Below are 12,751 nucleotides of genomic sequence, written 5' to 3'. Positions count from 1 at the left end.
GCGCATGCATTGTGGAGCGGCCGGGCGCATGCCTCGCCGCGCAAAGACCGATATGCTTGTAGGACGACGGACCCGCATCCAGGCCGGGCCGGCGTCTCATGACCCCCACTCCCCCGCCAGAAGCCGCACCGCCGGCCACGCCCACCCTTGGAACGATGCGCGAACGCTACGGCCCGCGCTACCGCTGGTACCTGCTGCTTTCGGTCATGGTGGGGGTGATGGCGTCGATCATGTCCTCGACCATCGTCAACGTGGCGATCCCCGGTATGAGCCACCACTTCTCGCTCGGCCAGGAGCGGGCGCAATGGGTCAGCTCGGGTTTCATGGTGTCCATGACCGTCTCGATGCTGACCACGCCCTGGCTGCTGTCGCGCTACGGCTACCGGCGCACCTATGCGGGCACCATGGTGCTTCTGCTCGCGGGCGGTATTGGCGGCGGCCTGGCCAACGACTTCTCGCTGGTGCTGCTGGCGCGCGTGGCCGAAGGGCTGGCAGCGGGCGTGGTGCAGCCCATTCCCGCCATCATCATCCTGCGTGCCTTCGAGCCGCATGAGCAGGGGCGCGCCAGCGGCATCTTCGGCATGGGCGTGGTGTTGGCGCCGGCCATCGGGCCGAGCATCGGCGGTGTGCTGGTCGACCTGTTCGGCTGGCGCTCGATCTTCTTCATGGTGGTGCCGTTCTGCCTGGCCTCGCTCTGGCTGGCCTACAAGTTCCTGCCCACCACGGCGCCCGGTGGCGTGGCCGCCACGCGCGGCAACGGGCTCGACTGGCGCGGCCTGGCGCTGGGCACCGTGGGCACCCTTTGCTTGCTGAACGGGCTGGTCGAACTGCGCGGCGACTCGCCGCTGCAGGCCGGCCTGCTGCTTGGGGGCGCGGTACTGGCGTTTGCCGGCTTCGTCTGGTGGCAGCGCCGGCTCGCGGCCAGCGGCGGCGAACCGCTGATGAACCTGGGACTCTTCCAGTACCGCCAATTCGCCATGGGCAGCGTGGTGGCCTTCATCTATGGAACGGCGCTGTTCGGCTCGACCTACCTCTTGCCCGTGTACATGCAGGTCGGGCTGCAGTTGTCGGCCTCGCACGTAGGCACCATCCTGCTGCCGGCGGGCATCGTGCTGGCCGTGACCATCGCCGGCGTGGGCCGGCTGGCCGACCGGCAGCCGACGTGGATGCTGGTGAGCATCGGGCTCGCGCTGCTGGCGGCCTCCTTCGCGCTGATGATGGTGCTCCGGCTCGACAGTGCACTCTGGCTGCTGGTGGCGTTTGCCATCATCGGGCGCATCGGGCTCGGCTTCATCCTGCCTTCGCTCAACCTCGGCTCGATGCGACCGCTCGCCAAACCGCTGATTCCGCAAGGCGCCAGCGCGATCAACTTTCTGCGGATGCTGGGCGGCGCGGCCGGCGTGAGCCTGTGCGCCATCGTGCTCGAGTGGCGCCTGGCGGCGCATGGCGATTCGCTGGCCAATGCCGCGACCAGCCCCGCGCGGCTGGCAGCCTTCGACGAAGTGTTTGCCATGCTGGCCGGCTTGTGCGCCCTGGCCATCTGCGCGGCGTGGCAATTGCGCCGTCCGGCGCAGTAAGGGTATCCACCCGGTAATACCTAAGCATCCATCGTTTCTAATTGTGAGAATTTGTTAGTTTTGATGGATGGGTCTTTGATGCAACGCAGAAATTTTGTCGCCTCGACGGCGGTTTTCGCCGCGGGCCTGGCCCGTCTATCGTCCGCACAGGCCGCTGAGGTGGGGGTGACCGACACCGAAATCCTGCTCGGTAGCTCGGCCGTCCTGAGCGGCCCGCTCGGCTCGCAGATCAAGGTGGTGCACAACGGCGCGGCGCTGGCCTTCGACGCCATCAACGAACAAGGCGGCGTGGGCGGACGCAAGATCAAGCTGATCGCGCTGGACGATGAGCTGAAGCCCGAGAAAGCGCTGGAGAACTACGGCAAGCTGCTGAGCGACCACAAGGTTTTCGCGTTCTTCGGCTGTGTGGGCTCAGGCACCACGGCCGCCGCATCCAAGCTGCTGCAGCAAAGCGGCGCGCCCAGCGTCGGCGGCTACGGCGTTGGCGACAGCGCACGCGAGCGCGTGGCGGGCTCGGCGTACTTCGTGCGCGCCAGCAATGCACGTGAGGCGCAAGCACTGGTCGAGCACCTCGTCACCATCGGCGTGACCAAGATCGCGATTGCCCACCTGGATAATCCTGGCGGCACCGAGGCGGTGAAGCTGATCGAGGCGGCCATGTCCACCCACAAGCTCGCGCCCACGGCCACGGTGTCGGTCAAGGGCGACGGCTCGACCTCCGCCGCCGCAGGCAAGACACTGGCGGACGGTCGTCCGCAGGCCGTGCTGATGTACCTGGCCGGCACGGTGGCCGGCGAGGTGATCAAGGCCACCTACGAGGCCGGCAGCAAGCCGATGTTCTATGGCATGTCGGTCGTGCCGGGCGAGGTCACCGCCAAGGTGGTGCAACTGCAGGCCAGCGGGCTGGCCATCTCGCAGGTCATGCCCTATCCGTGGGGAGAAGTCGAAGTGGTGACCCGCGACTACCGCCGCCTGGCCGAACGCGCGCAGGTGCCGGTGGGCTACGGCAGCTTCGAGGGCTACCTCAACGGCCTGGTGATGATCGAGGCGCTCAAGCGCACCGGGCGCGACCTGACGCGCGCGCGCCTGCACGCAACGCTGCGCGCACTCAAGCTGCGCCTGGCCGGCATGGACATCGACTTCTCGACTGGCGCCACCACCGGCTCGCGCTTCATCGAAATGGTGCGCGTCACCCCCGAAGGCCGTTTCGTGCGCTGAACGGGCGGGCGGGTTCGCCGGGCGGCTGGCACACGCGCTTTAATAGCGCCATGTGCCAACTGCTTGGAATGAACTGCAACACGCCCACGGACGTGACCTTCAGCTTTACGGGGTTCGCCCAGCGTGGGGGCCGCACCGACCATCACGCCGACGGCTGGGGCATCGCGTTCTTCGAGGACCGGGGGCTGCGCCACTTCGTCGACCACATGCCGGCGAGCGAATCGCCGGTGGCCGAGCTGATCCGGCGCTACCCCATCCAGAGCCGCAACGTCATTGCGCACATCCGCAAGGCGACCCAGGGCGCCATCAATCTGCAGAACTGCCACCCCTTCGTGCGCGAGCTGTGGGGCCGCTACTGGGTGTTTGCGCACAACGGCGACCTGAAGGATTTTCGTCCGCGCCTGCACGGCAACTTCCACCCCGTGGGCAACACCGACAGCGAGCATGCCTTCTGCTGGCTGATGCAGGAACTGGCCAAGTCGCATGCGGGCGTGCCAAGCATCGAGGAACTCACGCTCACGCTGCGCGAACTGGCGCCGCAGCTTGCGGGCCACGGCACCTTCAACTTCATGCTGTCCAACGGCCAGGCGCTCTGGGCTCACGCCTCGACGAACCTCTGGTACGTGGAGCGCCGCCACCCCTTCGTCACCGCGCAGTTATCGGACGAAGACCTGGAGATCGACTTTGCCAAACACACCACGCCCAACGACCGCGTGGCGGTGGTGGTAACCGCGCCGCTCACCACCAACGAGCACTGGACCGCGTTCGCGCCCGGCGAACTTCACGTGTTCGTGGACGGACAGCTCGCGCCGTTCTGAGCCGCCAGCGTCGTCAGGCGCTGGCCAGCTGCGCCTCGAGCGCATCGATGAACATCGCCGGCACGTCGAAGCCGGTCTGTTCGGTGATCTCCTGGAAGCAGGTCGGGCTGGTCACGTTGATCTCGGTCACGGAGTCGCCGATCACGTCGAGCCCGATCAGGAGCAGGCCGCGCGGCGCGAGGGCCCGGCCCACCGTTTCCGCGATTTCGCGGTTGCGAGGCGTGAGCGGCTGCGCCACGCCCTTGCCGCCGGCCGCGAGGTTGCCCCGCACTTCGGAGCCCTGCGGAATGCGCGCCAGCACGAACGGTGCCGGTTCGCCCGCAATGATCAGGATGCGCTTGTCGCCCTGCACGATGTCGGGCACGAAGCGTTGAACCATGATGGTTTCGGCGCCATTCTTGTTGAGCGTCTCGACGATGGAGCCGAGGTTCAGCCCGTCCTGCCGGACGCGGAAGATGCCCATGCCGCCCATGCCGTCGAGCGGCTTCAGGATGATGTCGCCGTGCTCGGCATGGAAGTCGCGCACGGCCTGGGCGCTGCGAGTGACCAGCGTGGGCGTGGTGAACTGCGGAAACTCCATGATCGCGAGCTTCTCGGGATGGTCGCGCAGCGAGCGCGGCTTGTTGACCACGCGCGCGCCTTCGCGCTCGGCCTGTTCGAGCAGGTGGGTGGCGTAGATGTACTCGGCGTCGAAGGGCGGGTCCTTGCGCATCAGCACGGCGTCGAAGTCCTTCAGCGCCTTCGATTCGCGGATGTCCTCGCGGTACCAGGCCTTGCTGTCCCCGGTGAGCGTGATCTGCTGCACGTTGGCCGTCACCATGCCGCCCGACACCCACTGCAGGTCTTCCGGCAGGCAGGCCGCGATGCGGTGCCCGCGGCGCTGCGCCTCGCGCATCATCGAGAACGTGGTGTCCTTGTAGATCTTGAAATGGTCGAGCGGATCGGCGACGAAGAGAATGTTTTTCATCTGGGAGTCTTTCCGGCCCCGGGTGTGGCCGCCATGTTGCTGTCTGGCGCGATGTTGCCGGAAGCGGCGATGCCCTTGCCGGCGGAGGCCTTTGCGCGCCATCGGCAATTGTGCCGGGGACACCGGGACCGCACCGCCGAAGCGATTCGGCGCAAGATTTGCTTTGGCACCCTCATCCTTTTGCCATGCGCTGCGTGGCCACCTCAGGAGAGCCCATGGACACGCCCGCTTCGCCTGATGCGCCTGCATCGCCCGTTCCTGCCACGCCGGCCGAGGTGGTCGACGAATTCCTTCGCCTGGTGATGATCCCGGACCCGCAATCGGCCTCTCGCTATGCCGCGCCCGGCATCCGCATCCGCTTCACCGGCAACCGCGAAATGCATGCACCGGGCGACACCTCGGCCTTCAATGCGAAGCGCTACGCCTGGGTGAAGAAGAAGATCGAGCGCACCGAAGTGGTCGCAGGCGGCACGCCAGAGGAAACGGTGGTCTACAGCCTCGGCACGTTGTATGGCGCGTGGCCCGACGGCACGGCGTTCGAGGGCAATCGCTATGTCGACCGCTACGTGGTGCGCCACGGGCTCATCGTGCAGATGGACGTGTGGAACGACAGCGCCGAATGGCTGCTGGTGCGCGCCGGGCTCGCGGTACTTTGAGGCGCGGCACATGACGGCACGCTGGCCCGACGTGCTCCCCGCGCATGGCCGCTTCGACTACAGCCCCATCACGCGGCGGCCCGACTACGCGTGGCCCAACGGTGCACGCCTGGCCGTGTACCTGGGTTTCAACATCGAGCATTTCGCGTTCGGCGACGGGCTGGGTGCCCGCATCGGTCCAGCCTCGCCGGAGCCCGACGTGCTGAATCACGCCTGGCGCGAATACGGCAACCGCGTAGGCGCGTGGCGCTGCCTCGAACTGTTCGATGCGCTGGCGCTGCCGACGGGCGCGCTCATCAACACCGCGCTGTACGACCATTGTCCGGAGGTGGTGCGGGCCTTCGTCGCGCGCGGCGACGAACTGATCGGCCACGGCCACAGCAATGCGGAACGCCAGGGCGCATGGGACGAAACGCAAGAGCGCGCACTGCTGCTGCGTTGCCGCGAACGCATGCAGCAGGAGAGCGGCCAGGCGCCTGCCGGATGGTTGTCGCCGTGGATATCGGAAAGCGCGGTCACGCCCGACCTGCTGGCCGAAACCGGCTACGGCTACACGCTCAACTGGTGCCATGACGACCAGCCTGTGCGCATGCGCACACGAGGCGGCGGCTCGATCTGGTCGGTGCCCTATCCGCAGGAGCTCAACGACATTCCGATGATCATGGGCCGCTCGATGGACGCAAAGGACTTCAGCGCAATGGTCGTCGACAACTTCGACGAGATGCTGGAGCAATCACGCGCGCAGCCTCTGGTGATGGGGCTCGCGCTGCATCCCTACATCGTGGGCCAGCCTTACCGGCTGCGCCACCTGCGCACGGCGCTCGCGCACATCGCACGCGCCCGCGACCGCGGCGACATCTGGGTCACCACGCCGGGCGCCATCGCATCGAACATGCAGCAGTTGGCGGCGGATCGGCCCGCGGACTTTGCATGAGGAATGCGGCGCGGCCGGACACAGCGGCCGCACACCCCCTCAGATCTCGATCTTCGACCCGAGCTCGACCACGGCGTTGTTCGGCAACCCGAGGAATGCCGCCGCGCCGCTCGCGTTGTGGTGCATCTGCGCGAACAGCTTCTCGCGCCACGGCGCCATGCCGCTGCCCAGCGTGGGAATGACGACGTCGCGCGAGAGGAAGTAGCTGGTCGTCATCGGCTCCAGCTGACAGCCGCGCATGCGCGCGTTGTCGAGCGCACGCGGCAGGTCGACGTCGTTCTTGAAGCCGTAGTGCACGATGACCTGCCAGCAATGGTGGCCGAGGGCGTCGATCTCGATGCGCTTGTTCATCGGGATCCAGGGCACTTCGTGGTTGCGCACCGTGACGAACAGGTTCTGCTCGTGCAGCACCTTGTTGTGCTTCAGGTTGTGCAGCAGCGCGTTGGGCACAACGCCGGGCTCGGCGGTGAGAAACACCGCGGTGCCGTCGACGCGCGCGGGCGGGTTCTCGAACACCGAATCGAGGAAGGCCTGCAGCTCGATGGCATCGGCGCGCTGAACCTCGCCCATCAGGCGCCGACCCTCCTTCCAGGTGATCATGAGCGTGAAAACGGCGCCGCCGATCACCAGCGGGAACCAGCCGCCCTCGAACAGCTTGAGCAGGTTCGATGCGAAGAACAGGAAGTCGACCACGAAGAAGGCCGCAGTCGACGCAATGCACAGCGCCAGCGGCAGCTTCCACGCGTAGCGGATCACGAAGAAGGTCAGCACCGTGGTGATGAGCATGTCGGTGGTCACCGCAATGCCGTACGCCGCGGCCAGGCTGCTCGACGAACGGAACATGACGACCGCAAGCACGATGGCGACGAACAGCCCCCAGTTGACCAGCGGAATGTAGATCTGGCCCGCCGTGCGCACGCTGGTGTGCTCGATGTTCAGGCGCGGCAGGTAGCCCAGCTGGATGACCTGGCGCGTGACGCTGAAGGCGCCGGTGATCAGCGCCTGGGACGCGATGACCGTGGCCGCCGTGGCCAGCAGCACCAGCGGGATGAGCGCCCATTCAGGCGCCATCATGAAGAAGGGGTTCTTCACAGCCTCGGGGTTCTCGAGCAGCAGCGCGCCCTGGCCGAAATAGTTGAGCGTGAGCGCCGGCATCACAACCGTGAACCACGCCACGCGGATCGGCCGCTTGCCGAAGTGGCCCAGGTCGGCATAGAGCGCCTCGGCGCCCGTCACGCACAGCACCGTGGCGCCCAGCAGGATGAAGGCCGTGCCCGGGTTGTCCCACATGAACTTGAGCGCGAACCAGGGGTTGAGCGACTTCAGTATCTCGGGGTGGTGAAGGATCTGCGACACGCCGAGCACCGCAATGGCCAGGAACCACACCAGCGTGATCGGTCCGAAGAACTTGCCGATGCCCGCCGTGCCGCGCTTCTGCACCACGAAGAGGCAGAACAGCACCACCAGTGTGACCGGCATCACGTAATGCTTGAAGTGGGGCGACACCACCTCCAGGCCCTCGACGGCGGAAAGCACCGAGATGGCCGGTGTGATGACGCCGTCGCCATAGAAGAGCGATGTGCCGAAGATGCCCACCAGCAGCAGCACATGGCGCAGCTTGGGCTTGTCGGCCACCGCGCGCGAGGCCAGCGCCAGCATGGCGACCAGGCCGCCCTCGCCTTCGTTGTCGGCCCGCAGCACGAGAACCACGTACTTGATCGACACGATGACGGTGAGCGTCCAGAAGAACATCGAAAGGATGCCGTAGACGTTTTCGACAGTGAAAGGCAGGTGGCCGTGGCCGAACACTTCCTTGACTGCATACAGCACGCTGGTGCCGATGTCGCCATAGACGACACCGACGGCGCCGATGATCAAGGCGGCGGCGGAAGTGGATTTGGGAGGTGACACGAAGTCGATGGGAAAAAGGGCATGCGCGTAACCAAACGTCACACGCACCGGAACGCGGCAGCGGTGGAATCAATCTCCATCGCCGCGCACATCCCTTCCGCCCTTTTGTTTCCTTTGCTGTGGGGCCGCTATTTTGCCGCCGACCGCCGCCCCCGCAAGCCGCCCCGGAAAATCATTCGTAGATTTCGGCGTCCGGATCGGTGGCTTCCATCTCATAACTCGCCGCGACCATGGCCAGGCGGCCCACCACGCCATACATGTAAAAACGGTTCGGCGCGCTCGCGCCGGGCTTGGCGCCGGGCTGCGGCAAGTGCGCACTCTCGGAAAAAGCCAGCGGCACGAAGCTGGCGCCTGGAGACTTCAGGTTCTCGTCGGGGTTGCGCTCGGCATGCACGCGGTAGAAGCCGCCCACCACGTAGCGGTCCATCATGTAGACCACCGGCTCGGCCACGCCGTTGTGCACCCGCTCGTTGGTCAGGACGCCTTCCTGAACGATCACCTCGCCGGGCTCGCGCTGCTCCCTGGCTGCACCGCCCTTTGCCGAAGAGGCGCCGCGCGGCTTGCCCACAAGGGCTTCGACCTCCTTGGCGTCCCGGATCGTGATCACGCCCGGGCCCTCGGCGCCGGTGTCGCCCTTGACGACCACGAAGGGCTTTTCGTTGATGCCGTATTCCTTGTACTTGCGGCGGACCTTGGTCAGCACTGCATCCACGTGGCTGGTCAGCACGTCGATGCCGCGGCCTTCGGCGAAATCGACGCTATCGCCCCGCGCATAAATGGGGTTGATCAGCCAGGGATCGATGCCCAGCAGCTTGCCGAAGCGCTTGGACAGCTCTTCATAGCTGTGCAGGTGATTGCTCTTGCGCCGCACCGACCAGCCGGCATGCAGCGGCGGCAGCAGGTATTGCTCGTGCAGGTCTTCGAGGATGCCCGGCGTGCCGGCCGTCAGCTCGTTGTTGAGCAGGATGGTGCACGGATCGAAATTCTTGAGCCCGAGGCGGCGCTTGCTGCGCACCACGGGTTCCAGGCACACCGTTTCGCCATTGGGCAGCTCGATCTTCTTGGGCGACTTGATCGCCGGATCGATGGAGCCCACGCGCACGTTGAGTCCCGCCATGTGGAAGATGCGCACCAGCTGCGCGACGTTGGCGAGGTAGAAGGTGTTCTTCGAGTGGTTCTCGGGAATGACGAGCAGGTTGCGCGCTTCCGGACAGATCTTTTCGATGGCGGCCTGCGCGGCCTGCACCGCGAGGGGCAGCATCTCCTTGGTGAGATTGTTCCAGCCGCCGGGGAAGAGATTGGTGTCGACCGGCGCCAGCTTGAAGCCGGCATTGCGAATGTCGACCGCGCTGTAGAACGGCGGCGTGTGCTCCATCCATTCGAGCCGAAACCAGCGCTCGATGGCGGGCGTCGAGTCGAGTACCCGCTGCTCCAGTTCGTTGATCGGGCCGGTCAGGGCGGTGACGAGATGCGGAACCATGCGGCGGCCTTGTTGGTTTTGTACTTGAAAGGTAGAGCGGAATTGTAGGATTTGGGGGTGGCCGCCCCAATGACAAGACTACGCAGGACGGACTTGGTTCAGTCCGTCCGCCTTCCGGGCATCAGGTACGGACTTCGCCCTGCCCCAGCACCACGTACTTGAGCGAGGTCAGCCCTTCGATGCCGACCGGTCCGCGCGCATGGAATTTGTCGGTGCTGATGCCGATCTCGGCCCCCAGGCCGAACTCGAAACCGTCCGCGAAGCGGGTGCTCGCATTGACCATGACGCTGGCCGAATCGACCTCGCGCAGGAAACGCTGCGCATGCACGTGGTCGCGCGTGACGATGGCGTCGGTGTGGTGGCTCGAGTAGCGGTTGATGTGCGCAATGGCCTCGTCGACCCCTTCGACCACTTTGATGCTGATCACGGCGGCAAGGTATTCCTCGGACCAGTCGGACTCAACCGCATCGACGATTCTTGCGGCTGAACCGAGGGTATCGTCCGCGCGCAGGATGCGGGCCGCGACCGGGTCGCAGCGCATCTCGACGCCTTTGGCCGCGAAGATGGCCGCGATGCGGGGCAGGAAATCTTCCGCCACCGCGGCCGACACCAGGAGGCCTTCGGCCGCATTGCAGGGGCTGTATTTCTGCGTCTTGGCGTTGTCGACGATGCGCAGCGCCATTTCGAACTCGGCCGTGTCGTCCACATAGACATGGCAGTTGCCGTCGAGATGCTTGATGACCGGCACCTTGGCATCGCGGCTGATGCGCTCGATGAGGCCCTTGCCGCCGCGCGGAATGATCACGTCCACGAACTCGGGCATGGCGATCAGCAGGCCCACGGCTTCGCGATCGGTGGTCTGCACCAGCTGCACCGCATCCACTGGCAGGCCGGCTTCGGACAGCGCCCCGGACACCAGCAGCGCCAGCGCCTTGTTCGACTCGATGGCTTCGGAGCCGCCACGCAGGATGGCCGCGTTGCCGCTCTTGATGGCGAGGCTCGCGGCCTCGATGGTCACGTTGGGGCGGCTCTCGTAGATCATGCCGAAGACGCCGATCGGCACGCGCATCTGGCCCACGCGGATGCCGCTGGGCTGCTGCTTCATGCCGATGATCTCGCCGATCACGTCGGCCATGCCGGCCAGTTGCTCGCAGCCCAAGGCCACGGTCTCGATGACCTTGGACGTGAGCTTCAGGCGATCGACCATCGGCGCGGAAAGGCCGGCGGCCGTGGCGCGCGCCAGGTCTTTCTCGTTGGCCTCGGCCAGGGCCGGGCCGGCTTCGCGCAGGCGCCGTGCCAGCGCCTTCAATGCTCTGTTTTTGGTAGCTGCATCCGCACGGGCCATGAGGAATGCAGCGGCTTTTGCCTGCAGGCCGAGGGCCTGCATGTGCTCGCTGACGTTGAACGCATTCATCGCGGCATTTTCCTGCATTTGGATCAACCCTTGGCTTTGCCCCCTTCGGGAGTTGTCCCCTCTCCCTCCGGGAGAGGGCTAGGGTGAGGGCCGCGGCAATCGAAAACGCGCGATGTGATGAAGGCCGCCGGCCCTCACCCCAACCCTCTCCCGGAGGGAGAGGGAGCAAGAGCCGCGCTGCTGCAAGCGCGGCACAGCATCAGTGCCAGGCGCTGCAGCGCCTGCCAGCCGCTGGCGGGCCAATCAGGCTGCTTCAGCCCCTTGCAGATGCCGTCCACCACATGCGCGGCGCGCAGCAGCCGCGCCAGCATGCGGTCGTCGAGCCGAGGCAGCACGCGCTCGAAGGCGCGCTCGCGCGGGCCCCAGATGCGGTTTTCGCGCAGCGCCATGGGCAGCGGCCGGCCCGAGGCCATGGCGTCCTTCACGCGCTTGAGCGCTCGGATGTCCTCGGCCAGCGTGTAGTGCACCAGCACTTCGGCCTCGCCCTCGGCCTGCAGGCCGTCGAGCATGCGCGCCACGCGCTGCGGGTTGCCGGCCAGGACGGCCTCCGAAAGCTTGAACACGTCGTAGCGGGCCACGTTGTTGACCGCGCCTTCGACTTGCTCCCAGCTCAGCTCGCCCGCCGGATGCAGCAAGGCGAGCTTCTGGATTTCCTGGTGCGCGGCGAGCAGGTTGCCTTCGACACGGTCGGCAAAGAACTGCAGCGTGCGCTGCCCTTCGTCGCCCGGCATCACGCGCTGGCCCTGCAGGCCCAGGCGCTGCGCGATCCACTGCGGCAAGGCTGCGCGTTCGATCGGTTCGACCTGCAGGGTCGCGCCGTGGTTCTCGAGCGCCGAAAACCAGGCGCCGGTGCGCGTGGCCTTGTCCAGCCGCGGCAGCATCACCAGCGTGAGCGTGCTGTCGTTGCCGTCTGCCGCTTCGGCCAGCTGCTGCAGCGCCGTGCTGCCGTCCTTGCCGGGCTTGCCCGAGGGAATGCGTATCTCGACGATCTGCTTGTCGGCAAAGAGCGAGAGCGAGCCGCCGGCCGCGAGCACCGCGCTCCAGTCGAAGTGCGCGCCGGCCACGGTGTACGAACTGCGCTCCGTGTAGCCCTGCACGCGCGCCGCGGCACGGATGGCGTCCGCCGCCTCTTGCGCGAGCAGCGGCTCGTCGCCGTGGATTGTGTAGAGGGACTTCAGCCCCTTCTGCAGATGGGAGCCCAGTTGGGCGCTGGCAAGTTGCATCGGAGGGCAGAGGCCTCGGCCTAGATTTCCTTGACGGCCGCCAGGCGGCGCATCAGCTGCTGCGCGATGTCGGCCTGCATGTCGCGGTACAGCAGCTCGGCCTCGCCTTCCTTGGCGAGCGCATTGGTTTCGTTGAAGCTCAGGTCGCGCGTCTGCGAAACCTCGGTCGGCGCCAGCAGCACCTTGCCGCCCGGCGTGCGCAGGCTGAAGCGAACGCGCAGTTGCAGCTGCAGTTCGCGCAGCAGCCCTGCCGAATTGGTCGAGATCACGATGCGGTCGCGGTTCTCGCCCAGGATCTCGAGGATCGCGTCGGCGGTTTGCGCCTCGGTGGCCGGCACCAGCGTGACGGTGCCCGCGGCACGCATTTCGCGCCGCAGCCGGTTGATCAGCTCCGAATTGCCCGACACCGACAGCGTCTTGAACGCAAACACCGGCGCCTTGCGCAGTTCGAATCCGCAGCCGGCCAGGCCGAGGCTGGCGCCTGCCGCGGCAAGACCCAGAAAAAAGCCGCGGCGCGGCAGCGAGGCGTTGCGATTGTTCATGCTTCTATCGT

At 66.4% G+C, this 12,751-nt stretch carries 11 protein-coding genes; 5 read left to right on the top strand and 6 right to left on the bottom strand.

Translation table 11 applies throughout. The features are described 5' to 3' along the window. The first annotated feature begins 98 nt into the window (after positions 1-98). The 3 genes from BLR24_RS21800 to BLR24_RS21790 all read left to right on the top strand — a co-directional run bounded on the left by BLR24_RS21800 (position 99) and on the right by BLR24_RS21790 (position 3,613). On the top strand, positions 99-1,577 hold the full coding sequence (locus BLR24_RS21800; protein ID WP_093020743.1) for an MFS transporter: 1,479 nt from the start codon (positions 99-101) through the stop codon (positions 1,575-1,577). A 78-nt stretch (positions 1,578-1,655) separates the two neighbouring features. Continuing rightward, positions 1,656-2,795 (top strand): ABC transporter substrate-binding protein, encoded by a 1,140-nt coding sequence (locus tag BLR24_RS21795; RefSeq protein WP_093020741.1) that lies wholly within the window; start codon positions 1,656-1,658, stop codon positions 2,793-2,795. Between the two features lie 50 nt (positions 2,796-2,845). Next, positions 2,846-3,613, top strand: coding sequence for a class II glutamine amidotransferase (locus BLR24_RS21790; RefSeq protein WP_093020739.1), 768 nt, complete (start codon positions 2,846-2,848; stop codon positions 3,611-3,613). A gap of 13 nt (positions 3,614-3,626) precedes the next feature. Here the strand turns inward: BLR24_RS21790 and gshB are convergent, their stop codons facing one another. Next, on the bottom strand, positions 3,627-4,580 hold the full coding sequence (gene gshB, locus BLR24_RS21785) for a glutathione synthase (RefSeq protein WP_093020737.1): 954 nt from the start codon (positions 4,578-4,580) through the stop codon (positions 3,627-3,629). Positions 4,581-4,795: 215 nt separating this feature from the next. Between gshB and BLR24_RS21775 the strand changes: the two genes are divergently transcribed. Together BLR24_RS21775 and BLR24_RS21770 are read left to right on the top strand one after the other, a co-directional pair. Beyond that, positions 4,796-5,236 carry a hypothetical protein gene (locus BLR24_RS21775; RefSeq protein ID WP_093020733.1) on the top strand — a complete coding sequence of 147 codons (441 nt, stop codon included), beginning with the start codon at positions 4,796-4,798 and terminating at the stop codon, positions 5,234-5,236. 10 nt (positions 5,237-5,246) lie between these two features. After that, positions 5,247-6,170, top strand: coding sequence for a polysaccharide deacetylase family protein (locus BLR24_RS21770; protein WP_093020731.1), 924 nt, complete (start codon positions 5,247-5,249; stop codon positions 6,168-6,170). A 39-nt stretch (positions 6,171-6,209) separates the two neighbouring features. Here BLR24_RS21770 and BLR24_RS21765 read toward each other — a convergent pair whose 3' ends face one another. From BLR24_RS21765 to lptE, 5 genes are all read right to left on the bottom strand, one after another. Beyond that, the gene (locus tag BLR24_RS21765; protein ID WP_093021054.1) at positions 6,210-8,081 is read right to left on the bottom strand and encodes a potassium transporter Kup; all 1,872 of its coding nucleotides are present in this window, start codon (positions 8,079-8,081) and stop codon (positions 6,210-6,212) included. A 172-nt stretch (positions 8,082-8,253) separates the two neighbouring features. After that, complete coding sequence (gene gshA, locus BLR24_RS21760; RefSeq protein WP_093020729.1) at positions 8,254-9,561, bottom strand: glutamate--cysteine ligase; 1,308 nt, start codon at positions 9,559-9,561, stop codon at positions 8,254-8,256. A 121-nt stretch (positions 9,562-9,682) separates the two neighbouring features. Then, positions 9,683-10,975, bottom strand: coding sequence for a glutamate-5-semialdehyde dehydrogenase (locus BLR24_RS21755; protein WP_175543325.1), 1,293 nt, complete (start codon positions 10,973-10,975; stop codon positions 9,683-9,685). A 134-nt stretch (positions 10,976-11,109) separates the two neighbouring features. After that, positions 11,110-12,198 (bottom strand): DNA polymerase III subunit delta, encoded by a 1,089-nt coding sequence (gene holA / locus BLR24_RS21750; protein WP_093020726.1) that lies wholly within the window; start codon positions 12,196-12,198, stop codon positions 11,110-11,112. A 20-nt stretch (positions 12,199-12,218) separates the two neighbouring features. Then, positions 12,219-12,740, bottom strand: a complete 522-nt coding sequence (gene lptE / locus BLR24_RS21745; protein WP_093020724.1) for an LPS-assembly lipoprotein LptE — start codon at positions 12,738-12,740, stop codon at positions 12,219-12,221. Positions 12,741-12,751 lie beyond the last annotated feature (11 nt).

Source organism: Variovorax sp. OV700 (assembly GCF_900099805.1).
In the GTDB taxonomy this organism is placed as follows: domain Bacteria; phylum Pseudomonadota; class Gammaproteobacteria; order Burkholderiales; family Burkholderiaceae_C; genus Variovorax.
Note: the sequence above shows the minus strand (reverse complement) of the source record. Positions and strands in the feature narration are given on the sequence as shown.